Annotated in this window: 22 protein-coding genes; 14 read left to right on the top strand and 8 right to left on the bottom strand. The window is 54.1% G+C overall.

The window, feature by feature from the left end:
* Positions 1–240 precede the first annotated feature (240 nt).
* The 3 genes from xthA to ACFX4U_RS00780 are packed head-to-tail and all read left to right on the top strand — an operon-like array spanning position 241 to position 2330.
* Entirely contained in the window at positions 241–1047 is an 807-nt protein-coding gene (gene xthA, locus ACFX4U_RS00790) for an exodeoxyribonuclease III (RefSeq protein WP_065368680.1), read from the top strand.
* A 3-nt stretch (positions 1048–1050) separates the two neighbouring features.
* Positions 1051–1914 carry a rhodanese-like domain-containing protein gene (locus ACFX4U_RS00785; RefSeq protein ID WP_313509975.1) on the top strand — a complete coding sequence of 288 codons (864 nt, stop codon included), beginning with the start codon at positions 1051–1053 and terminating at the stop codon, positions 1912–1914.
* The gene (locus ACFX4U_RS00780; protein ID WP_305067925.1) at positions 1914–2330 is read left to right on the top strand and encodes a pyrimidine (deoxy)nucleoside triphosphate diphosphatase; all 417 of its coding nucleotides are present in this window, start codon (positions 1914–1916) and stop codon (positions 2328–2330) included. Before ACFX4U_RS00785 ends, ACFX4U_RS00780 begins: the two co-directional genes overlap by 1 nt.
* On the opposite strand, the gene ACFX4U_RS00775 is transcribed toward ACFX4U_RS00780, so the two are convergent.
* Entirely contained in the window at positions 2296–2583 is a 288-nt protein-coding gene (locus tag ACFX4U_RS00775; protein ID WP_313509980.1) for a YnjH family protein, read from the bottom strand. The genes ACFX4U_RS00780 and ACFX4U_RS00775 overlap by 35 nt on opposite strands.
* Positions 2584–2818: 235 nt before the next feature.
* Here ACFX4U_RS00775 and gdhA point away from each other — a divergent pair, with 235 nt between their 5' ends.
* On the top strand, positions 2819–4162 hold the full coding sequence (gene gdhA, locus ACFX4U_RS00770) for an NADP-specific glutamate dehydrogenase (protein ID WP_313509983.1): 1344 nt from the start codon (positions 2819–2821) through the stop codon (positions 4160–4162).
* 29 nt (positions 4163–4191) lie between these two features.
* On the opposite strand, the gene ACFX4U_RS00765 is transcribed toward gdhA, so the two are convergent.
* Together ACFX4U_RS00765 and selD are read right to left on the bottom strand one after the other, a co-directional pair.
* Entirely contained in the window at positions 4192–6147 is a 1956-nt protein-coding gene (locus ACFX4U_RS00765; protein ID WP_305736285.1) for a DNA topoisomerase III, read from the bottom strand.
* A 4-nt stretch (positions 6148–6151) separates the two neighbouring features.
* Positions 6152–7195 carry a selenide, water dikinase SelD gene (gene selD, locus ACFX4U_RS00760; RefSeq protein ID WP_065368685.1) on the bottom strand — a complete coding sequence of 348 codons (1044 nt, stop codon included), beginning with the start codon at positions 7193–7195 and terminating at the stop codon, positions 6152–6154.
* A gap of 263 nt (positions 7196–7458) precedes the next feature.
* Here selD and phoC point away from each other — a divergent pair, with 263 nt between their 5' ends.
* On the top strand, positions 7459–8205 hold the full coding sequence (phoC, locus tag ACFX4U_RS00755; RefSeq protein WP_065368686.1) for an acid phosphatase PhoC: 747 nt from the start codon (positions 7459–7461) through the stop codon (positions 8203–8205).
* 125 nt (positions 8206–8330) lie between these two features.
* Here phoC and ACFX4U_RS00750 read toward each other — a convergent pair whose 3' ends face one another.
* Positions 8331–8882: an NAD(P)H nitroreductase gene (locus tag ACFX4U_RS00750; RefSeq protein WP_318366532.1), complete on the bottom strand. Its 552-nt coding sequence runs from the start codon at positions 8880–8882 to the stop codon at positions 8331–8333.
* A 162-nt stretch (positions 8883–9044) separates the two neighbouring features.
* Here ACFX4U_RS00750 and sppA point away from each other — a divergent pair, with 162 nt between their 5' ends.
* The 3 genes from sppA (at position 9045) to pncA (ending at position 12628) form a co-directional block, all read left to right on the top strand.
* Positions 9045–10898, top strand: coding sequence for a signal peptide peptidase SppA (sppA, locus tag ACFX4U_RS00745; RefSeq protein WP_318366533.1), 1854 nt, complete (start codon positions 9045–9047; stop codon positions 10896–10898).
* Positions 10899–10959: 61 nt separating this feature from the next.
* Complete coding sequence (gene ansA, locus ACFX4U_RS00740; RefSeq protein ID WP_017456517.1) at positions 10960–11976, top strand: asparaginase; 1017 nt, start codon at positions 10960–10962, stop codon at positions 11974–11976.
* A gap of 10 nt (positions 11977–11986) precedes the next feature.
* The gene (gene pncA, locus ACFX4U_RS00735; RefSeq protein ID WP_318366534.1) at positions 11987–12628 is read left to right on the top strand and encodes a bifunctional nicotinamidase/pyrazinamidase; all 642 of its coding nucleotides are present in this window, start codon (positions 11987–11989) and stop codon (positions 12626–12628) included.
* 42 nt (positions 12629–12670) lie between these two features.
* On the opposite strand, the gene ACFX4U_RS00730 is transcribed toward pncA, so the two are convergent.
* Entirely contained in the window at positions 12671–12946 is a 276-nt protein-coding gene (locus ACFX4U_RS00730; RefSeq protein ID WP_305736289.1) for a YeaC family protein, read from the bottom strand.
* A 37-nt stretch (positions 12947–12983) separates the two neighbouring features.
* Positions 12984–13397, bottom strand: coding sequence for a peptide-methionine (R)-S-oxide reductase MsrB (gene msrB / locus ACFX4U_RS00725; protein WP_017456514.1), 414 nt, complete (start codon positions 13395–13397; stop codon positions 12984–12986).
* A 343-nt stretch (positions 13398–13740) separates the two neighbouring features.
* Between msrB and gapA the strand changes: the two genes are divergently transcribed.
* A complete protein-coding gene (gene gapA / locus ACFX4U_RS00720) occupies positions 13741–14736 on the top strand; it encodes a glyceraldehyde-3-phosphate dehydrogenase (RefSeq protein WP_017456513.1) in 996 nt (331 codons plus the stop codon).
* A 75-nt stretch (positions 14737–14811) separates the two neighbouring features.
* Positions 14812–15696, top strand: a complete 885-nt coding sequence (locus ACFX4U_RS00715; RefSeq protein ID WP_305736290.1) for a D-hexose-6-phosphate mutarotase — start codon at positions 14812–14814, stop codon at positions 15694–15696.
* A gap of 42 nt (positions 15697–15738) precedes the next feature.
* On the opposite strand, the gene ACFX4U_RS00710 is transcribed toward ACFX4U_RS00715, so the two are convergent.
* Both ACFX4U_RS00710 and ACFX4U_RS00705 read right to left on the bottom strand, forming a co-directional pair.
* The gene (locus ACFX4U_RS00710; RefSeq protein ID WP_313509261.1) at positions 15739–16596 is read right to left on the bottom strand and encodes an aldo/keto reductase; all 858 of its coding nucleotides are present in this window, start codon (positions 16594–16596) and stop codon (positions 15739–15741) included.
* An 89-nt stretch (positions 16597–16685) separates the two neighbouring features.
* Positions 16686–17432: a MipA/OmpV family protein gene (locus ACFX4U_RS00705; protein WP_305736292.1), complete on the bottom strand. Its 747-nt coding sequence runs from the start codon at positions 17430–17432 to the stop codon at positions 16686–16688.
* A gap of 342 nt (positions 17433–17774) precedes the next feature.
* Here ACFX4U_RS00705 and ACFX4U_RS00700 point away from each other — a divergent pair, with 342 nt between their 5' ends.
* The 4 genes from ACFX4U_RS00700 (at position 17775) to ACFX4U_RS00685 (ending at position 21827) form a co-directional block, all read left to right on the top strand.
* A complete protein-coding gene (locus ACFX4U_RS00700; RefSeq protein ID WP_313509258.1) occupies positions 17775–18914 on the top strand; it encodes a D-alanyl-lipoteichoic acid biosynthesis protein DltD in 1140 nt (379 codons plus the stop codon).
* Positions 18915–19040: 126 nt separating this feature from the next.
* Positions 19041–20159 (top strand): membrane-bound O-acyltransferase, encoded by a 1119-nt coding sequence (locus ACFX4U_RS00695; RefSeq protein ID WP_313509256.1) that lies wholly within the window; start codon positions 19041–19043, stop codon positions 20157–20159.
* Entirely contained in the window at positions 20156–21589 is a 1434-nt protein-coding gene (locus ACFX4U_RS00690; RefSeq protein ID WP_313509253.1) for an AMP-binding protein, read from the top strand. The genes ACFX4U_RS00695 and ACFX4U_RS00690 overlap by 4 nt, the downstream gene beginning before the upstream one ends.
* A 16-nt stretch (positions 21590–21605) precedes the next feature.
* Positions 21606–21827: an acyl carrier protein gene (locus ACFX4U_RS00685; protein ID WP_017456505.1), complete on the top strand. Its 222-nt coding sequence runs from the start codon at positions 21606–21608 to the stop codon at positions 21825–21827.

The raw sequence follows: 21827 nt of genomic DNA, 5'->3' as shown, positions 1-21827 counted from the left end.
AAACGAGGTGAAGAGGGAATAAAGACGCCTGTTTATGCAATTAGAAATTTTAATTATAGAACTGTGATCATCAGCGAAATTAATTTACATCCTGCGCCCTGTATTAGTGCATTTCGCCCTAAATAAGGGCGCGTATTGCGCCAGTACGCATCGGCGGTGGCAATATCAATAAGTGGCGGTGGTTAAATGTAAATTCTGCTAACATCTCTGCATCTTTCACTCTGCTATATGGCTGCGACTATGAAATTCGTCTCTTTTAATATCAATGGCCTGCGCGCCCGCCCTCACCAGCTTGAAGCGCTGGTCGAGCAACATCAGCCGGACGTCATCGGCCTGCAGGAGACCAAAGTCCACGACGATATGTTTCCGCTCGAAGATGTCGCACGGCTGGGTTACAACGTTTTTTATCACGGACAGAAAGGCCACTACGGCGTTGCGTTACTGACCAAAGAGACGCCGATTTCCGTGCGCCGCGGCTGGCCGAACGACGGTGAAGAAGCGCAGCGCCGCATTATCATGGCGGAGATCCCCTCGCCTATCGGCGATATCACGGTGATTAACGGTTATTTCCCGCAGGGCGAAAGCCGCGACCACCCGCTGAAATTCCCGGCGAAAGAGAAGTTCTACCAGGACTTGCAAACCTACCTCGATACAGAACTCGATAAAACAAAACCGGTGTTGATCATGGGCGATATGAACATCAGCCCGACAGATCTTGATATTGGTATTGGTGAAGAGAACCGCAAACGCTGGCTGCGCACCGGCAAATGCTCTTTCCTGCCGGAAGAGCGCGAATGGATGGAGCGCCTGAAAGGCTGGGGGCTGGTGGATACCTTCCGCGAAGCTAACCCGGAAACGCAGGATCGCTTCTCGTGGTTTGATTACCGCTCAAAAGGCTTCGACGATAACCGTGGCCTGCGTATCGATCTACTGCTGGCAAGCCAACCGCTGGCGGAGCGCTGCATTGAGACGGGTATTGATTACGACATTCGCAGCATGGAAAAACCATCCGACCACGCACCGGTGTGGGCCAAATTTAAGGTCTGACCGATGACGTCCGCGCCTTCTCCGTGGGTTTGCGCAACGTGGCTGGCGGATCTGCTGCAACATCGCCCGGTCACGGCTACCCCGGAGGGCGAATGGCGGCTGCTGGAGGTGGGATGTGACGCTGAACACCTCTATCGCGCCGGACATATTCCCGGCGCGGATTATATCGACACCCGCGAAGTAGAAAGCTTGCCGCTGTGGAATGTACTCAAGCCCGATCAATTACGCCATGTGCTACTCAATCATGACCTGCGCGCGGAGAGTACCGTCATCCTTTACAGCCGAGGCAATTATGCGGCGGAGCGGATGGCACACATTTTGTTATATGCCGGGATCAGGGATGTTCGCTTACTGGATGGCGGCTGGCAGAGCTGGCTACGCACCGGTTTAGCCGAAGAAATCGGCGCAGCGCCAGGCGTTAAACCGCAAAGGGATTTCGGCGTGCGTATCCCGGCGCAACCTGAGCTATTGCTCAATATGGTGCAAACCCAGCAGCGGCTGGCGCAGCCCGATACGTTGCTGGTCAGTATCCGCAGTTGGCCTGAGTTTAGCGGTCAGACAAGCGGTTATGACTATATCGCCGCAGTCGGCGATATTCCCGGTGCTCGCTGGGGGCTGGCAGCAGGCGACAGCCAGTTGATTACCGACTTTCACAATGCAGACGGCACGGTGCGCAACCCGTCAGAGATCGCCGCACTCTGGCAACAACAGCGCATCACTGGCGATAATCCGGTAATTTTTTATTGCGGCACTGGCTGGCGCGCCTCGTTTGCCTTTTTTATTGCCCGCGCGCTCGGCTGGGCGGATATCGCCGTGTATGATGGCGGCTGGTTCGAATGGAGCCAGCACACTCACGGAACGCAGTAATGACCCTTCTGAAAACTCTGGATGTCGTGGCCGCCATCATTGAGCGCGACGGCAAAATTTTACTGGCACAGCGCCCCGACCATGCCGATCAGGCCGGTCTGTGGGAATTTGCCGGTGGCAAGGTTGAAGCCGGGGAAACACAGCCGCAGGCGCTAACGCGCGAGTTGCGGGAAGAGTTGGGTATTGACGCCGAGCCTGCGCGCTATGTTGCCAGCCATCAGCGGGAGATTTCCGGGCGGCTGATTCATTTGCACGCCTGGCATGTGGAGAATTTTCGCGGTGAACCGGTACGCCACTATCACCGGGCGTTGTTGTGGTGCTTACCCGCCGAAGCGCTGACACTGCCGCTGGCTCCGGCGGATATTCCGCTGCTGGAAGCGTTTATGGCTTCACGCGCCGCCACACCAGCGGGTTAGTGGAAATGGTTTTCTCATCGCGCTGGCATTGTAATAACACACCCTCGGTTTTGATAACCGCCCCTTCGCTGTAGTTTTGATTACCATATACGCAGCATTGCATGCAGGGCTGCGTGGTCTGCGTTTGTCCACCGGAGCTGAACACTTCTGGCGGCACATTCACCTCAATCCCCGGCGACGGTAAACGTTCAGCCAGCGCGCTGGTTGAGGCAGCAACCAGTAACGCTGCTGCTATCCACTTAATTCGGGTCATAACTTGTCCTTTCTGATTGACGCCACTCATTACTATAACGGATCTCTGCGGCAGGACTTTAATTTCACCGATCATCGTTTTTAGTTATGAAAGATTGCCAATTATTAATTTGCCTGGTGTGCGGATTTTTCCCTTGCAGCATGCAACCTTGCGAATGTTATAGTCCAAAAGTGCCTGCTTTTTGCGCACCACCATCACAACAAATTCACCACAACAATAAGAGACACTTATATCTATGGATCAGACGCACTCTCTTGCATCATTTCTCCAGTATGTTGAACAGCGCGACCCGCACCAGCCGGAGTTCTCTCAGGCCGTTCGTGAAGTGATGTCCACCCTCTGGCCCTTCCTTGAAGCTCACCCGCGTTACCGCCAGATGTCGTTACTTGAACGCCTTGTTGAACCGGAGCGCGTGATTCAGTTTCGCGTCGCCTGGGTTGATGACCGTAATCAGGTACAGGTTAACCGCGCCTGGCGCGTACAGTTCAGTTCGGCCATTGGCCCCTACAAAGGTGGCATGCGTTTTCACCCGTCGGTGAATTTGTCGATCCTCAAATTCCTCGGCTTCGAACAAACGTTCAAAAATGCGCTCACTACCCTGCCGATGGGCGGTGGCAAAGGCGGCAGTGATTTCGATCCGAAAGGCAAAAGCGATGGCGAAGTGATGCGCTTCTGCCAGGCGCTGATAAGCGAACTGTATCGTCATCTTGGCGCGGATACCGATGTGCCCGCCGGGGATATTGGCGTCGGCGCACGCGAAGTCGGTTTTATGGCCGGGATGATGAAAAAGCTCTCCAACAATACCGCCTGCGTGTTTACCGGGAAGGGGCTTTCATTTGGCGGCAGTCTGATCCGCCCGGAAGCGACCGGTTACGGCCTGGTCTATTTCACCGAAGCGATGCTCAAGCGTCACGGTCTTAGCTTTGAAGGGATGCGCGTCGCGATTTCCGGCTCCGGCAACGTGGCGCAATACGCGATAGAAAAAGCGATGGCCTTCGGCGCACGGGTGATCACCGCGTCGGACTCTGCCGGTACCGTGGTGGATGAAGCCGGGTTTAACCGTGAAAAACTCGCCCGCCTGTGCGAGATCAAAGCCAGCCGCGACGGCCGCATCGCAGATTACGCGCGGGAATTTGGTCTGACATACCTCGAAGGCAAGCAGCCATGGTCAGTGCTGGTCGACATCGCGCTGCCGTGCGCCACGCAAAATGAGCTGGATACCGATGCGGCGCGCGTGTTGATTGCCAACGGCGTAAAAGCCGTGGCGGAAGGTGCAAATATGCCCACCACCATTGATGCCACAGAATTGTTCCTCGAAGCGGGCGTGCTGTTCGCACCGGGGAAAGCGGCGAATGCAGGCGGGGTTGCCACCTCCGGTCTGGAGATGGCGCAGAATGCCGCGCGTATGGGCTGGAAAGCGGAAAAAGTGGATGCGCGCCTGCACCACATCATGCTGGATATTCATCAGGCTTGCGTTGAGTACGGCGGCGAAGGCAAACAAACGCACTATGTGCGCGGTGCCAACATCGCGGGCTTCGTGAAAGTCGCCGACGCGATGCTGTCGCAAGGCGTAATTTGATGTGCAGGCCGGGTAACAGCGAAAACGCGTTATCCGGCCGGAGACGCCGCGTCACCGCTCGCCTCTGCTGATGGCGGGCGTTTTTTCCCCCGGCCTTTGGCAAACGGTTTTTTCTTCTCGCCGCCCGGTGCCACCAGCCCACGGAACTGACGCACCGGCGTGTTACGCGCCTGGTGAATCAGTTCGTGCAGCGTACTGACCAGCGGCTGCATAAAGTCCTGATAACGGCACTCTTTCTCACTGATTTGCGTCAGCACCGACTCCCAGTGCGCGGTCATATCGGGGCGCGCCGCCATCTCCGGCAGCGAGTGGATCAATGCCCGGCCCGGTTCGGTCGAGTGGATGTAGCGCCCTTTCTTCACCAGAAAACTGCGCTTGAACAACAGTTCGATAATACCGGCGCGCGTCGCCTCGGTGCCCAGACCATCGGTAGCACGCAGAATTTTCTTTAGATCTTTATCCTGCACGAACCGCGCAATCCCGGTCATTGCCGACAGCAATGTTGCATCGGTAAAGTGGCGCGGCGGCTGGGTCTGACGCGCGACCACTTCGCCTTTTTCGCACAGCAATTCGTCACCTTTTGCCACAACCGGCAACGGTGTGCCGTCGTTTTCTTCATCTCGCTCTTTCGAACCAAGCAGCGTGCGCCATCCGGCCTCCGCCAGAAAACGCGCTTTGGCGATAAACTTGCCGTTGGCGATATCAAGATCGATCTGGCATTTGCGGAACACCGCATCCGGACAAAACTGCATCAAATACTGGCGAGCAATCAGGTTATAAACGTTGGCTTCGTTATCGCTGAGATTGACCTTCGAAGCGCGGGCAGTCGGGATAATCGCATGGTGCGCATCGACTTTCTTATCGTCCCAGCAGCGGTTGCGCGTGTCCGGATTCACCACCGGCTGCGGCAACAGATCCGGGGCATGCGCGCCAATCGCATTCATCACCGCATGTCGCCCGGCGAAGTGCTCTTCCGGTAAATAGCGGCAATCAGAACGCGGATAGGTGATCAGCTTGTGGGTTTCGTAGAGTTTCTGGCAAATATCGAGCACGTTCTGCGCACTGAGCCCATAACGTTTTGCCGCTTCAATTTGCAGTGCGGAAAGCGAAAACGGCAGCGGCGCGAGTTCTGATTCCCGTTTATCGTTATAGGCCGTTACCAGCGCCGGTTGGCCGCTAATGCGGTTCACCACATGCTCCGCCAGCGGGCGATGCAACAGGCGCCCTTCATCGTCCTGATAAGGCTCACACGCTTCGCTCGGCTGCCACAGGGCAGTAAAGCGCTCCCCGGCAGGCGTGACGATATGCGCTTTCACCTCAAAGAAATCTTTCGCCACGAAGTTCTCAATTTCTTCGTCGCGGCGCACCACCAGCCCCAGCACCGGCGTCTGCACGCGCCCCACGGAGAGCACGCCCTGATAACCGGCGTTGCGCCCCAGCAGCGTATACGCGCGGGTCATATTGATGCCGTAGAGCCAGTCGGCACGGGCGCGCGCCAGCGCCGACACGCACAACGGAATAAATTCGCTATTTGCCCGCAGGCGCTCAATCGCCCGCTCCACCGCCTGCGGATTGAGATCGTTAATCAGGCAGCGTTGCACCTGCTGGCGTTTTTCGGCTGGCAGTTGCAGGTAATCAATCACTTCATCAACCAGTAACTGCCCTTCACGATCCGGGTCACCGGCGTGCACCACCTGTTCGGCATCGGCGAGCAGGCGTTTGATAACATTGATTTGCTTCAGCACCGACGGACGCGGCTGCAGCTGCCACTTTTCCGGCACGATCGGAAGATCGGCCAGATTCCAGCGCGCATAGCGGCTGTCATAGGCATCCGGCTGCGCCTGCTCAAGCAGGTGACCAATGCACCAGGTCACCACCTGACCATTACCGCACTCAATATAGCCGTCACCTTTGCGATGCGGCTTCGGCAGCACATCGGCAATGGCACGCGCCAGACTGGGCTTTTCGGCAATAAATAACCGCATAGGATTAACGGATCTCAATCATCGGGCGACCGCCGCGCGCGCTAACCAGCTCACCAATCGCGCTCAGTTGAATTCCGTATTCCGCCGCCGTGGCTTTGACTTCCTCTTCCGAACCCGGTGCCACCGCCAGCAGCAAGCCGCCGGACGTTTGCGGATCGCACAGCAAATCGCGCACCGCCGTTGGCATCTCACCCATCAGATGACCATAGCTGGCGAAGTTACGCTGGGTACCGCCCGGCACGGCGCCCTGGGCAATATACTCTTCAACACCTGGCAATTTCGGCACATCCTGATACCAGACCTGCGCCTGTACGCCAGCGCCCTGACACATTTCGCTCAGGTGACCGAGCAGGCCAAAGCCGGTGACATCGGTCATCGCTTTTACGCCGTCGATCCCGGCAAAGGCGGCACCGGCAAGGTTCATGCGGCACATCACTTCCGTTGCCAGACCAACGTGTTCCGGTTTAAGCAGCGATTTTTTCTCCGCCGTGGTTAATACGCCAATGCCCAGCGGCTTGGTGAGGAACAGTTTGCAACCCGCCTGGGCGGTACTGTTTTTCTTCACACGTTCGGTTGGCACCACGCCGGTTACGGCAAGGCCAAAAATCGGCTCCGGCGCGTCGATTGAGTGACCGCCCGCCAGCGCAATCCCGGCCTGCTGGCAGGCAAAACGCCCACCGTCGATCACCTCACGCGCGATTTCCGGTGCCAGTTTGTCGAGTGGCCAGCCCAGAATGGCAATCGCCATAATCGGTTTGCCGCCCATCGCGAAAACATCGCTAATGGCGTTGGTCGCAGCAATGCGGCCAAAGTCGAAGGGGTTATCGACAATCGGCATAAAGAAGTCGGTGGTGCTGATAATGCAGGTACCGTTACCCAAATCGTAAACGGCGGCGTCATCACGCGTTTCGTTGCCGACAAGCAGGTTCGGGTCGAGAAACTTCGCCTGCTCGCTATGCAGAATGGTATCCAGCACTTTGGGGGAAATTTTACAACCGCAACCGGCTCCGTGGCTGTATTGCGTTAAACGAATGGCTTGCTCGCTCATGGACATCTCCTGTCATTGCAATCGCGCTATGGTAGCGCCCAAATGCTGAGCTGGTAAGTCTGGCAATCTGATTTCGCGCGTTATTGCTCATTAAGCAAACGAAACAGACATCACGTGCGATGATTTTTTGCTCGTAAACATCATCCCAATAACTACATCGGCCATTTTGCGAGTCACCGCAATGTTCTTTTTGGCATTTTATGACAGAAATATGACAGCAGCCACTGAGGGCTACGGACGCTTTTTACACAAAGGAACCGCTCATGAAAAAAAATATCATCGCGTTTTGTCTTGCTAGTTTGCTCTCTACCAGCGCTTTTGCTCTGGTTCCATCCGGGAATGACGCCACCACCAAACCTGATCTTTACTACCTGAAAAATGCGCAGGCGATTGATAGCCTGGCGCTGTTACCACCGCCGCCGGAAGTCGGTAGCATCGCGTTTTTAAACGATCAGGCAATGTACGAACAGGGCCGCTTGCTGCGTAGCACCGAGCGCGGCAAACAGGCAGCGGAAGACGCCAACCTGAGCAGCGGCGGCGTGGCAAACGCCTTCTCTGGCGCATTTGGCTCACCCATCACCGAGAAAGACTCCCCGCAGTTGCATAAACTGTTGACCAATATGATCGAAGATGCGGGCGATCTGGCAACGCGCGGCGCGAAGCAAAAATATATGCGTATCCGCCCGTTTGCCTTCTACGGCGTACCAACCTGCAACACCAAAGAGCAGGATTCACTGGCGAAAAACGGCTCTTATCCGTCCGGCCATACCTCGATCGGTTGGGCGACCGCACTGGTACTGGCAGAGATTAATCCACAGCGTCAGGATCAGATCCTCAAACGCGGCTACGACCTGGGTCAAAGCCGGGTGATCTGTGGCTACCACTGGCAAAGTGACGTGGACGCGGCGCGCATTGTCGGTTCTGCTGTCGTTGCCACTTTGCATACCAACCCGGCGTTCCAGCAACAATTGCAGAAAGCCAAAGACGAGTTTGCCGCACAGCGTAAATAAACAGTGCGCCCGAACGGGCGTGCTTCGCTGTGATCCTTTCGCGTTGTTATCAGCGAAATCAAACTGGACGTTAAAAGAAAACGGCTGCGGCAGAGTTGTCGCAGCCGTCCGATATCAGGCAGAGCTTAGAAACGTGTCACAAACGGCGTGGTATCCGGTACGGTGACAGTGGTCGAGGCTTTCAACTGCGGTGTACCGAGATACAGAAAACCAACAATTTTGTCCTGTTCGCGGCAGTCAAACGCCTGGCGAACCACCGGACTGTCGGTCAGCGGGCCTGTGCGCCAGATACCGTTAAACCCCTGCGCCAGCGCCGCCATCTGCATTGCCATTACCGCGCAGCCAGCAGAAAGCAACTGTTCCCACTGCGGGACTTTATGGTGAACGTCGCATTTCGCCACCACCGCAATGATCAACGGCGCGCGAAAAGGCGATGTACGCGCTTTTTCGATACCTTTTTCATCCTGGTCTGCGGCAACCGCGGCCTGCTCCAGCGTCTGACTGAACCGTTCGCGCCCTTCCCCTTCGATGACAAAAAAATGCCACGGCTGCAGCGTACCGTGATCCGGCGCGCGCATGCCCGCACGCAAAATGTTATCCAGTTGTTCACCTGCCGGGGCCGGTTCTGCCAGCCGGGATGCGCTACGACGATTGACGAGCAGCTCAAGTGCGTCCATTAGTTAAACTCCTGTATTGAAATTTGTTCACAAAATTAACACGGGCGTAGAAATTGTTACAGCGCCGAAGGCGATTCCTGCTGACAAGTGGCGGCGGGGTAATTAGGATAACCACACTTTGCCGCTCGGGCAGCGGTGGTCGTTAACTACCAGGGAGAATACATGCGAACCCTTTGGCGTATTATTGCCGGTTTTTTCAAGTGGAGCTGGCGATTGCTGAACTTTATCCGCAAGCTGGTGCTGAATCTTTTCTTTATTTTGTTGGTGTTGGTTGTCGCGGGCGTGTGGATGCAAATGAGCGACAGTAAAACCAGCAGCAACAGTCGGGGCGCATTGCTGCTGGATATTTCCGGCGTGGTGGTGGACAAAACCTCCGCCAGCAGCCGGCTTGGCGCACTGGGTCGCCAGTTGTTTGGTGCCAGCTCCGATCGCCTGCAGGAAAACTCACTGTTTGACATCGTCGACACCATTCGCCAGGCGCAGCATGACCGGAATATCACCGGGATTGTGATGGATCTGAAAAATTTTGCCGGTGCCGATCAACCGTCGATGCAGTATATCGGCAAAGCGCTGCGCGAATTCCGCGACAGCGGTAAGCCGGTTTATGCCGTGGGCGATAACTACAGTCAGGGCCAGTATTACCTTGCCAGCTTCGCCAACAAGATCTGGCTGTCGCCGCAGGGTGTGGTTGATCTGCATGGTTTTGCCACCAATGGCCTCTACTACAAATCGCTGCTTGATAAGCTGAAAGTCACCACCCACGTATTCCGTGTCGGAACCTATAAATCCGCCGTTGAGCCATTTATTCGCGATGATATGTCCCCGGCAGCCCGCGATGCAGATAGCCGCTGGATTAATGAGTTGTGGCAGAACTACCTCAACACCGTTGCCGCTAACCGCCAAATCACCGCGCAGCAAGTCTTCCCTGGCGCACAAGCGATGCTGGATGGCCTGCGTAAAGTAGATGGCGACACGGCGAAGTATGCGCTGGACAACAAACTGGTGGATGAACTGGGTTCCGCCACCGATGCGGAAAAAGCGATGGTTAAACAGTTTGGCTGGAGCACGGAGGATAAGAACTTCCGCGCGGTCAGCATGTATGATTACCAGGCGAAAAAACCGAGCGATGTTGGCGATACCGTGGCGGTAATTTTCGCTAACGGCGCGATTATGGATGGCGAGGAAACCCCAGGGAACGTAGGCGGCGATACCACCGCCGCGCAGATCCGCGATGCACGTCTCGATCCAAAAGTAAAAGCCATTGTCTTGCGTGTTAACAGCCCTGGCGGCAGCGTCAGCGCATCGGAAGTTATCCGCTCCGAGCTGGCGGCAGCCCGCGCGGCAGGTAAACCGGTCGTGGTTTCGATGGGCGGCATGGCGGCCTCTGGCGGTTACTGGATCTCAACACCGGCGAATTACATTGTCGCCAGTGCCAGCACGCTGACCGGCTCGATTGGTATCTTCGGTGTTATCAACACGCTGGAAAAAAGCCTCGACAGTATCGGCGTACATACTGATGGCGTAGCAACCTCGCCGCTGGCAGATGTCAGCATGACCAAAGCGCTGCCGGACGAAGTTTCGCAAATGATGCAGTTGAGCATCGAGAATGGCTACAAACGCTTTATCACGCTGGTGGCGCAGTCGCGCAACAGCACGCCTGAGCAGATTGATAAAATTGCTCAGGGCCACGTCTGGACCGGCCAGGATGCGAAAAATAACGGGCTGGTCGATGCGTTGGGCGATTTCGACGACGCGCTGGCGAAAGCGGCTGAACTTGCGAAACTGAAACAGTGGCATATCGATTACTACGAGGAAGAGCCGACATTCTTTGATCGGCTAATGGATAGCATGTCCGGTTCGGTAAGCGCCATGCTGCCAAAAGCATTGCAGGCATACCTGCCTGCCCCGCTGGCGAGCGCTGCGCTGGAGATGAAAGCTGAAACCGACAAACTGGCGGTGTTTAACGATCCACAAAACCGTTATGCGCTCTGTCTGAACTGCGCCAATATCCGCTAAAATCACCTGACCACGTCCCCTCCACCGGAGGGGATTTTTTTGATGAAGCCAGAATATAACTATGCAAAAAAAATCCATTTACGTTGCCTACACGGGCGGGACTATCGGTATGCAACGCTCAGAACACGGCTATGTGCCGGTTTCCGGTCACCTGCAACGTCAACTGGCGCTGATGCCTGAGTTCCATCGCCCCGAAATGCCTGATTTCACCATCCATGAATATGAGCCGCTGATGGATTCGTCCGATATGACGCCGGAAGACTGGCAACATATCGCAGACGATGTGAAAGCGCACTATGACGATTACGATGGTTTTGTGATTTTGCACGGTACGGACACGATGGCCTACACCGCGTCGGCACTGTCGTTTATGCTGGAAAATTTAGGCAAACCGGTCATTGTGACAGGGTCACAAATCCCGCTCGCCGAACTGCGTTCCGATGGACAGATCAACCTGCTGAATGCGTTATATGTGGCGGCTAATTTCCCGATTAACGAAGTCACGCTGTTCTTCAATAACCGTCTGTATCGCGGCAACCGCACCACCAAAGCGCATGCTGATGGTTTCGACGCGTTCGCTTCGCCTAACCTTGCGCCGCTACTGGAAGCGGGTATCCATATTCGCCGCCTGGGCACGCCGCCCGCGCCGCACACCACTGGCGAACTGGTTGTCCACCCGATCACCCCGCAGCCGATTGGCGTGGTAACGATTTATCCAGGTATATCCGCCGATGTGGTGCGTAACTTCCTGCGTCAGCCGGTAAAAGCGCTGATTCTTCGTTCTTACGGTGTGGGTAATGCGCCACAAAACGGTGAGTTTCTGAAAGAACTCCAGGAAGCCAGCGCCCGCGGCATTGTCGTGGTCAACCTGACACAATGTATGTCCGGCAAGGTCAACATGGGCGGCTACGCCACCGGCAACGCCCTCGCCCACGCAGGCGTGATTGGCGGCGCAGACATGACAGTGGAAGCGACGTTGACAAAGCTTCACTACCTGTTAAGCCAGGATCTGGACGCTGATGCCATTCGCACCGCCATGACACAAAACCTGCGCGGTGAACTGACACCGGATGAATGAGGAGGCTTGTATGACGCAACGCGCATTGCTGCTGGTCGATATTCAGAATGATTTTTGCGCTGGCGGCGCGCTGGCAGTGGCGGAAGGTGACAGCACGGTCGATATTGCTAATGCCATGATGACGTGGTGTAAAACACGCGGTGATGCCATCGTGGCAAGCCAGGACTGGCATCCGGCGGGACATGGCAGTTTCGCCAGTCAGCACCACGTCGCGCCGTTCACAGCCGGTAAACTGGCTGGGTTAGCCCAAACGTTTTGGCCCGATCACTGTGTACAAAACAGCGAGGGCGCGGCGCTGCATCCATTGCTAAACCAGAACGCTATCGACGCGGTGTTTTACAAAGGCGAAAACCCGCTGATTGATAGTTACAGCGCGTTTTTCGATAACGGCCATCGTCAGGAAACCGCCCTGCACACCTGGTTGCAGCAGCACGGCATTCGCGAGCTGGTAATACTCGGTTTAGCCACCGATTACTGCGTGAAATTTACCGTGCTGGATGCGCTACAACTGGGATATCAGGTGAATGTCATTACCGATGGTTGCCGTGGCGTGAACCTGAATCCGCAGGACAGTACGCAGGCGTTTATGGAGATGTCAGCGGCTGGCGCGACGCTCTATACGCTCGCGGACTGGCAGGAAACGCACGCCTGATAATGCCCATGCCGGCTGGCATTGCGCCTCCGGCATGGCGATTTACGATTTAAACGTCGCGATCGGCTTTGGCGAAATGCCAAAATCCTCTTTTAATTGCTGCTTACTTTTCATCACCATCTGGCCGTTGGTATCAATGGTCATATGCTGCGCCTGCGTGTTATTACGCGCCTGCCACAGCATCACCAGTTGCAGACTGTTCTCTTTTTGCTCTTGCGTAAGCGCAACGCCATCCGGCCATTTCCCTAACTCAACGGCCGTTACCAGGCGCTGGTAGATCTCCGGCGTCATGCTGTTAACGATTTGATCAAGATTCATCTAGAAAACTCCGTGGAATAATTGCTGAATCGTTTTTTCAACCCTGAGAACGATCGCCATTTTCGTCATCGGTAAAGCTCAGGGAAGCCGAGTTGACGCAATACCGTTCGCCGGTCGGTTGTGGGCCATCGGGGAAGACGTGACCCAGGTGCGCATCACATTTTCCACAGCGGATTTCCACACGCTGCATGCCATGCGAATAATCGTTAATATAGCGGATAGCATCTTCGCTCACCGGCTCAAAGAAACTTGGCCAGCCACAGCCTGAATCATACTTGGTTTGCGAATTGAATAGCGCGGCGTCACACACCAGACAGTGATAAATCCCGTCGCGTTTGTTATGCAGAAAACGCCCGGTGAACGGCGGCTCAGTGCCGTGGTTCTGCGTCACGTAAAACTGCATTTCAGTCAGTGTTTTTTTCAGGTCGTCTTCAGAAGAATTATGCGCCATTTGCTCACGCCTCACGGTAAAAACTCGACAACTTTTCAGCATGATTCTAACAAAACATTAACACTGCGGCGTTAACTTTTGTTCTAAACTTATTTGTTGCGGTAAAGCAGCCGGTGAATTGTGATTAATCTCACATTTTTATCCTGTCTGACCTTTAAAATCCCAGGCGGCGCCCCTATATGGGGAGCATGCTCAAAGGAAGAGTGAGGCGAGTCAGTCGAACAAAGGTTATGCGGAGGATTGATTTGTCGCAATGATTGACACGATTCCGCTTGACGCTGCGTAAGGTTTTTGTAATTTTACAGCCAACCTTTTATTCACTAACAAATAGCTGGTGGAATATATGACTATCAAAGTAGGTATCAACGGTTTTGGCCGTATCGGTCGCATTGTTTTCCGTGCTGCTCAGGAACGTTCTGACATCGAAATCGTTGGTATCAACGATCTGTTGGACGCTGAATACATGGCGTACATGCTGAAGTATGACTCCACTCACGGTCGTTTCAACGGTACCGTAGAAGTGAAAGACGGCCACCTGGTTGTTAACGGCAAAACCATCCGTGTTACTGCTGAGAAAGACCCGGCTAATCTGAAATGGAACGAAATCGGCGTTGACGTAGTTGCTGAAGCTACCGGTATCTTCCTGACCGACGAAACCGCTCGTAAACACATCACCGCTGGCGCGAAAAAAGTTGTTCTGACTGGCCCGTCCAAAGACAACACCCCGATGTTCGTACGTGGCGCTAACTTCGACAAATATGCTGGCCAGGACATCGTTTCCAACGCTTCCTGCACCACTAACTGCCTGGCTCCGCTGGCAAAAGTTATCAACGACAACTTCGGCATCATCGAAGGTCTGATGACCACTGTTCACGCGACCACCGCAACGCAGAAAACCGTTGATGGCCCGTCTCACAAAGACTGGCGCGGCGGCCGCGGCGCATCCCAGAACATCATCCCGTCCTCTACCGGTGCTGCTAAAGCTGTAGGTAAAGTACTGCCGGAACTGAACGGCAAACTGACTGGTATGGCGTTCCGCGTTCCGACTCCGAACGTATCCGTTGTTGACCTGACCGTTCGTCTGGAAAAAGCAGCGTCCTACGAAGAAATCAAGAAAGCCATCAAAGCCGCTTCTGAAGGCCCGATGAAAGGCGTTCTGGGTTACACCGAAGACGACGTGGTTTCTACCGATTTCAACGGTGAAGTTTGCACTTCAGTGTTCGATGCTAAAGCCGGTATCGCACTGAACGACAACTTCGTGAAACTGGTTTCCTGGTACGACAACGAAACTGGTTACTCCAACAAAGTTCTGGACCTGATCGCTCACATCTCCAAATAAGTTGAGATGAGAACATGATCTGAAAGAGCGACTTCGGTCGCTCTTTTTTTGTTTTGAAGACAGAGGATTGCGTTAATGATTAATAAAATTTTTGCACTTCCGGTAGTCGAACAAATTACCCCTACTCTCTCCCTGCGCAAAATGGACGAGCTGGACGTTATCGTCGTCGACCATCCGCAGGTTAAAGGTTCATTCGCCTTACAGGGCGCTCATCTGCTTTCCTGGAAACCGCAGGGTGAAGAAGACGTTCTGTGGCTGAGCGGCAACACACCGTTTAAAGATGGCGTCGCGCTGCGTGGCGGCGTGCCGGTTTGCTGGCCGTGGTTCGGCCCGGCAAAACAACAAGGCCTGCCAGCGCATGGTTTTGCGCGCAATCTGCCGTGGGCGCTGAAAGCGCATAACGAAGACGCCAGCGGCGTAGTGCTGACCTTTGAACTGCAGAGCAGCGATGCATCGCGCAAATTCTGGCCGCACGACTTTACGGTATATGCCCGCTACAAACTGGGCGCGACGTGCGAAATGGAGCTCGAAGCCCACGGTGAGTTTGAAACCACCTCGGCACTGCACACCTATTTCAACGTCGGTGATATCGCAGCCGTAAAAGTGAGTGGCCTTGGCGATCGCTTTATCGACAAAGTGAACGATGCGAAAGAAGATGTGCTGGCTGATGGTGTGCAGACGTTCCCGGATCGCACCGACCGCGTCTATCTGAATGCAGAAGCCTGCAGCCTGATCCACGACAGCGCGCTTAACCGCACTATTGAAGTCATCCACAGCCATAACGCAAATGTCGTGGCGTGGAACCCCGGCCCGGCGCTCTCCGTCAGCATGGCTGACATGCCGGATGACGGCTACAAAACATTTGTCTGCGTGGAATCGGTTAACGCAACCGTGCCGCAGAAAACCACTGAAGAAAAACCGTCCCGCCTGGCGCAGACCATCCGCGTCGTTAAACGCTGATCCTGCCAACCCTCTCCTGACAGGAGAGGGTTATTATTTCTGTTACACCACGTCGAGTGGCGTTTTACGACCCGGTGCCGGGAAAGCATTATCCAGCCGCGCTAATTCGTCGCTGCTTAACGTGATATTTAATGCCGCCGCATTTTCCTGCACATGTTCCACGCTGGATGCTTTGGGAATGGCAATCACGCCCTGATGGCTAATCACCCAAGCCAGTAAAATTTGCGCAGCGCTGACACCATGTGCTGCGGCAATCTCGCGCACCGTACTGTTTTCCAGCAAACCATCGCGCAGGCGGCCTGCCTGAGCCAGCGGACAATAGGCCATCACCGGCATTGCCTGTTGCTGGCACCATGGCAGCAGATCATATTCAATGCCGCGCGAACCAAGATGATACAGCACCTGATTTGTCGCACAGGCGTCACCACCACGCACGCGCATCAGCTCCTGCATATCGCTGTAATCCAGGTTTGAAACGCCCCAGCGGCGTATTTTGCCCTGCGCGATCAGCGTTTCCATCACCTCGACGGTTTCAGCAAGGGAATAGTTCCCGCGCCAGTGCAGCAGGTAGAGATCGAGAACCTCTGTTTTCAGGCGACGCAGGCTGGCTTCGCAAGCAGCGATTGCCTTCTTGCCGCCGGCATTCCACGGATAAACTTTGGAAACCAGGAACAGCTTGTCACGTAAACCGCCCTGTAAGGCTTCGCCGACCACCTCTTCCGCTCCGCCGTCGGCATACATTTCCGCCGTATCAATCAACGTTAATCCCAGATCGATACCCGCGCGCAGCGCATCCACTTCTTTCTGGCGCAGCCGCGCGTTTTCCCCCATGTACCAGGTGCCCTGGCCAATGGCGGGCTGCGAAACCTGGCCTGCAAAAACCACTTTTTTGTCTGCCATCTTCTCCTCCTGCTAAACGTTTCACCGTAAAGCAAAACAGGGCCAATGGCCCTGTTTTATTGCACAGATCGCGCTATTCAACTGCACAATCAGAAGCGGTACGTCACCCCGGTGGACAACAGCCCGCCCCAGGATTTGTCCACCATCGGGCTGTCTTTGATCTCATCCGACAGATGGGTGTAACGGCCCGAGCCGTACACGGTCCAGCTATCCGTCAGACGGTAGCTGACCGTAAGCTCAAGGTACGGGCTCCAGCCATTATCCGGATCGTAGCTTTTCAGCCCGCTGCGACGCGCTTCGGAACGCGACACACCGTAGTAGTATTGGTTCAGGTTATCGCTGGCCCACTCAACACCAATGCCTGGCGTGACGCTCAGCGCACCGTTGTTGTAGTTGTACAACCAGCCGATGTCCCACAGAACGCCGTTGCTGTTATCCAGCACATCGCCCGCCAGCGTGGTGCGCAGGAAACCGTAATCGGTATTGTGGATGTAGGAAAGCCCCGCCATCATCGTCGCTTTACGGCGATCCAACTGACGCAACTGGTTATTATCACTGTCTTTTGGTTTGAACTCCCATGGGAAGTAAAACGCGGTGATGGAGAGTTTATCCGCCTGGTCATTCCACAGGTAATAACCGCCGCCTAAACCGCGAAACCAGAAATTATCACTCTCATAGGTGATAACAGGAACCGGCAGGACACGTTTATCATACTGTTTATACGGGGATTCAACGACGCCCACGCCAGCGCCCAGTGAAAAGGTATTTTCTGCATTTGCTGCAAAAGCGCAGGACGCGGTCAGCACGCCCAGTGCCACGAGTTTGATTTTGGTCACAGTCCTTTCTTTCCTGTAGTCAAATAATTGGCGCAAGAAGTTTAACCGCCCGCGCCAGCCTACCCAAATTTTTTTACCTAAACATTACAAAAAATCGCAAATTATGTATGTCGATTACCCTGCCGCAACGAGTGCGGAAAAATGCTTTCGCGCCCCGTTCATCAAGCCTCTTCGACCCTTTCCGGTAATAAATGACACGCTGTACATACCGTTACACGGCAGTGCTCATCATCCGTCATAAGGCTGGTATATAGTGTCGCGGAGACAGAGATCAAATTTGTCTGTTACGTTAAAAAACAACATATTTTAAACAAATGAATATCAAGTAATTTTAATTTTATAATGAAAATCAAAAATACTTTCTGCCTACATTTTTTGATGGCGCTTCTCGCCGTCCTGTTCCTTTGCGTTCATCCGCTGGTGACCCGCTTTGATCCGCCGCTTAAATTCCAGCCGCTGATTAAAGCAATGGACGGCACGGCAAAAGAGCAGGCGGAAAAAATAGCCACTATTTCTCATGCCCTGCAGGGTAATGCGATTTTTTTCATTGGCGCATCGGAAGTCGCCACCTCAGAAGATGAGCCTTACGCTGTATATAATTACCTTAATAATGATTTACATCGTAATGTAGTCGCATTTGGCGACAGTTTTGATGACAGCGTCACCCATTTTCTTCTGCTGTCTCGCTTTAAGAATGACCTTAACGCAAACAGTAAAGTCGTTTTGCTACTGGCGCCCGATAGTTTTTATTCAACCGGCGTGCCTCCTGCTATTTTTGCGAATAATTTCCCGGCACCAGTTTTTAATCCGTTAATGCAGGATGAACAAACACGCCCATTCCTCGTCAACTACTTACGCCATATCAATAAAAAAGAGACCAGCCATTTAACCTTTGAACAAATGAAAATTTCTGGCTGGGACCTGGACAATATCTGGCAAGAAGTCAGTTACGAATTTGCTAATTTCTGCACACTGATTAAAAACGACTGGCTGGCGATGCTGGATGTTGAAGCGTCGCCTGCGCGCCCCTGGCCTGTGCAACCCGCCGTCGACATCACACCGAACTGGGAACACGAACTGGCCCACGCCCGCGAGCTGAACGAGGCGCGCCAGGAAAGCGCAGACACCTTGTGGATGGACAAAACGGTTTATCAACCCGGCGAAAAACCAGAAGTATGGGACGATTCGCCCGTTGAGCCGGAACAGTTGAAAGCGTTTCGCGCCATGATCACGTTGCTCAAAGAGCGCCACGTTCAGGTGGTGGTGATTATCGATGCGATAAACCGCCGTGCGGTGCAAAACCCTGAACTGGTGCAACCTGCGGTAACGCAAACCACCGCCATCCTGAAAGAAAACCAGATCCCCTATTTTGATATGTACTCTATGCCCTATCAGGACGGCTGGAACTGGGACCGTCTGCATCCCACCGATCTGGCATGGGTACCGATGGACCGCTTTATTCTTGAGAGTTTTAAACGATGAAATACGCTATTCGCCTGTTTTTACTTTATCTCTTACTGGCGGTCACCGTTATCGCGTGGTCCTCTGTTGATGAAAGCATGAATTTAAAAGTGCACTTTGAATATCAAAAGTTCTGAGGAATGAATGATGTACAGCTCCGGAACCTTTTTCTTTTTTCTCTTTTCTTCGGCGTTATTGTTTGCGCTGGTTAACCGCGTGCTGCGCTATCGGTTAACTTACTTATCCGCTTTTTCCGTGCTGGCTGCATTTGGCTGGGGATATATATTTCAGGGCGACTATATTGTTCCCGTTGCGGTTTTTATCAGCTTTTATCTTCTCGTCACCTTAAAAGAGAAAGGCTGGTTAAAAACCTGGCAGGCGGTAAGTTTAACGTTAGTGCCTCTGTTTGCAGTGAAATTACATCTGAATAACCACTGGGGCATGATCGGCTTATCTTTTATGACCTTCCGCGCCCTTGATGTTTTGCTCTATCGCAATAAAAAAGATGGCAACAATGTTTTGCACTATTTCTGTTACCTGTTTATGCCGTTTATTATTCTGGCCGGCCCGATGTACCGCTGGCGGACATGGATAATGGATATTAATAAACCGGTATTCACGCTTACGCGTGAGCAATTTCTCATCGCCGCAGAGCAAATCTTCACCGGTATCGTGCAGAAGTTTTTATTCGCCATGCTGATCGATAACCTGGTGATCCAGGACTGGAGCCATCGCCCGTTTACATTCAGTGTTGGCGTCGTGATGTCGCTGGCCTACAGCGCCTATCTCTATTTTGATTTCGCCGGTTACAGCAATATGGCTATCGGTGCCGCTCGCCTGTTTGGCCTTAATGTTCCGGCAAACTTTAATATGCCGATTCTGGCGAAAAACCCGCAGGATTTCTGGCGTCGTTTCCACATCAGCCTTTCAGAGTGGCTGCGCGATGTGGTGTTCATGCCGATTTATATGAATTTAATGAAGCTCGACTTTTTCCGTCAGAACAAAACGCTGGCGCAGAATATCGGTATTTTCTGCACGCTGTTTTGTATGGGGGCATGGAACGGGCTCGAACGGCACTATGTGATTAGCGGCGCGCTGTTTGGCGCTATTTCTGTGGCGCACAACATGCTGCTGTGGTCAGCCAAACGTAGCCCGGCGCTGAACGGCTGGCTGCAATATCCCACGATCCTCTTTTTGGGACGCCTGTTAACGCTGGCAAGCGCTGCGGCTTCTCTTTACATTTTTAGCGGAATGTCACCCCTATGAACCTACACTCTGACCTCCAGGCGCTGCAGGATTTCCTGCGTGCGGCATTACTCGATCCCGCACGCCCGCATCAGTTAGCGATAAGCGGCAGCGACGAAGCACTCAACTGGCAACAGCTCTCTGTCGCGGTGACAGACTGGGCCAAACGCTATCAGCGCTGTCAGCCTTCGCTGGCGACGCCAGTGGTGTTATATGGCCACCAGCAGGCGGAATTCGCCGTCGCTATCTATAGCTGCCTGCTGCATAACATTCCGTACATTCCGGTAGATTGCATCTACCCGCAGGAACGGCTGAAAGAGATTTGCCATCTCGCCAGCGCGCCATATTACTACGACGTCGCGACACGTCAGTTTGTGCCGACCGGAGAAACCGGCCAGCCACTGGCGGAGCCGGATCTCGCCTATATCATGTTCACCTCTGGCAGCACGGGCAAACCGAAAGGTGTACAGATCGGCCGTGAAAGCGTATGGCATTTTATGCAGTGGGTGCGTCAGGACTTCGCCTTGCCGGAAGTGCCTGTGCTGATGAACCACGCGGTGTTCAGCTTTGACCTTTCCCTGATTCCCTTGCTGGCAAACCTGGCGACCGGCGGCCATATCGTGCTGAATGCCAAAGAGGATATCGCCGCGGAAAACTGGCTTGAGCGCCTGAAAAGCAACGCGGTCTCGGTGTGGGTTTCCACCCCCTCTTTCGCTTACCAGAAGTTGCTCTCACCGCAATTCAACAGTGATTATTTACCCGCACTCAGCGTGTTTGTGTTTATCGGCGAAGTGCTCAACAAAGCGCTGGTCAAACAGCTTCGCCGCCGCTTCCCGCAGGCCAAAATCCTCAACTCCTATGGCCCGACCGAAGCGACCATCGCCACCACCGTTGTCGAAATCACCGACGACATCCTCGCCAGCGAAAACGATCTGCTGCCGGTTGGCACCATGATGCCTGAGAGCAGAATGGAGATTACTGCCGACGGTGAGCTGATTATTTGGGGCAAAAACGTGATGCGCGGTTATCTTGGCCTGCAGCAAGAGAACGCGGCAAAACTGTTGCACCGCGAGGGCGAAGCCTGGCGCGGCTACAAAACCGGTGATCTGGGCTACGAAGATGGGCTTATTTACTGCCAGGGGCGCAACGACAGCCAGATTAAGCTCAACGGTTACCGCATCGAAATTAACGAGATTGAAAACCGCCTGCTGGCGATGTCCGGCATTCGTGAAGCGGTGGTATTACCGCTAATGAAAGCGGGCGGCGGCGTGCTGCGTATCGCGGCGTTCTGCGTCACCAATCTGGCGCCGGACGCGATTAAACACTCGCTTTCACAGGTGGTGCCGCCGTACATGGTGCCGTCGCAAATCATTATCCAGGAGGCTTTGCCGCTGAACCCTAACGGCAAAATCGACCGTAAACTGCTGGACACCCATGCCCGCAGCAACTGAATACACAGGAAAAATCATGGAACAAGAAATTCTCGCGCTGTTTGAAAAGATTTTATCCCGCAAAGTGGGCTTTCACGATGAGCTGATTGAGTCCGATATTCTCGACTCCATCCTCGCCGTCGATATGGTGCTGGAAGTGCAGGACGTTTACGGCTGCATGATCCCGCCAACGGAAGTCGCCAGCGTGCTGAAAACCCCCGCGGACCTCGCGCAATACATTGAAGAGCACCGCGGCTAA

Origin of the sequence: Kosakonia sp. YIM B13588, from assembly GCF_042788165.1 — a bacterium.
Classification (GTDB): Bacteria; Pseudomonadota; Gammaproteobacteria; order Enterobacterales; family Enterobacteriaceae; genus Kosakonia; species Kosakonia sacchari.
Note: the sequence above shows the minus strand (reverse complement) of the source record. Positions and strands in the feature narration are given on the sequence as shown.

Bases quoted from the DNA above. Each gene is read 5' to 3' on its own strand.
- xthA (WP_065368680.1), top strand. From the start codon at position 241: ATGAAATTCGTCTCTTTTAATATCAATGGCCTGCGCGCCCGCCCTCAC.
- ACFX4U_RS00785 (WP_313509975.1), top strand. From the start codon at position 1,051: ATGACGTCCGCGCCTTCTCCGTGGGTTTGCGCAACGTGGCTGGCGGAT.
- ACFX4U_RS00780 (WP_305067925.1), top strand. From the start codon at position 1,914: ATGACCCTTCTGAAAACTCTGGATGTCGTGGCCGCCATCATTGAGCGC.
- ACFX4U_RS00775 (WP_313509980.1), bottom strand. From the start codon at position 2,583: ATGACCCGAATTAAGTGGATAGCAGCAGCGTTACTGGTTGCTGCCTCA.
- gdhA (WP_313509983.1), top strand. From the start codon at position 2,819: ATGGATCAGACGCACTCTCTTGCATCATTTCTCCAGTATGTTGAACAG.
- ACFX4U_RS00765 (WP_305736285.1), bottom strand. From the start codon at position 6,147: ATGCGGTTATTTATTGCCGAAAAGCCCAGTCTGGCGCGTGCCATTGCC.
- selD (WP_065368685.1), bottom strand. From the start codon at position 7,195: ATGAGCGAGCAAGCCATTCGTTTAACGCAATACAGCCACGGAGCCGGT.
- phoC (WP_065368686.1), top strand. From the start codon at position 7,459: ATGAAAAAAAATATCATCGCGTTTTGTCTTGCTAGTTTGCTCTCTACC.
- ACFX4U_RS00750 (WP_318366532.1), bottom strand. From the start codon at position 8,882: ATGGACGCACTTGAGCTGCTCGTCAATCGTCGTAGCGCATCCCGGCTG.
- sppA (WP_318366533.1), top strand. From the start codon at position 9,045: ATGCGAACCCTTTGGCGTATTATTGCCGGTTTTTTCAAGTGGAGCTGG.
- ansA (WP_017456517.1), top strand. From the start codon at position 10,960: ATGCAAAAAAAATCCATTTACGTTGCCTACACGGGCGGGACTATCGGT.
- pncA (WP_318366534.1), top strand. From the start codon at position 11,987: ATGACGCAACGCGCATTGCTGCTGGTCGATATTCAGAATGATTTTTGC.
- ACFX4U_RS00730 (WP_305736289.1), bottom strand. From the start codon at position 12,946: ATGAATCTTGATCAAATCGTTAACAGCATGACGCCGGAGATCTACCAG.
- msrB (WP_017456514.1), bottom strand. From the start codon at position 13,397: ATGGCGCATAATTCTTCTGAAGACGACCTGAAAAAAACACTGACTGAA.
- gapA (WP_017456513.1), top strand. From the start codon at position 13,741: ATGACTATCAAAGTAGGTATCAACGGTTTTGGCCGTATCGGTCGCATT.
- ACFX4U_RS00715 (WP_305736290.1), top strand. From the start codon at position 14,812: ATGATTAATAAAATTTTTGCACTTCCGGTAGTCGAACAAATTACCCCT.
- ACFX4U_RS00710 (WP_313509261.1), bottom strand. From the start codon at position 16,596: ATGGCAGACAAAAAAGTGGTTTTTGCAGGCCAGGTTTCGCAGCCCGCC.
- ACFX4U_RS00700 (WP_313509258.1), top strand. From the start codon at position 17,775: ATGAAAATCAAAAATACTTTCTGCCTACATTTTTTGATGGCGCTTCTC.
- ACFX4U_RS00695 (WP_313509256.1), top strand. From the start codon at position 19,041: ATGTACAGCTCCGGAACCTTTTTCTTTTTTCTCTTTTCTTCGGCGTTA.
- ACFX4U_RS00690 (WP_313509253.1), top strand. From the start codon at position 20,156: ATGAACCTACACTCTGACCTCCAGGCGCTGCAGGATTTCCTGCGTGCG.
- ACFX4U_RS00685 (WP_017456505.1), top strand. From the start codon at position 21,606: ATGGAACAAGAAATTCTCGCGCTGTTTGAAAAGATTTTATCCCGCAAA.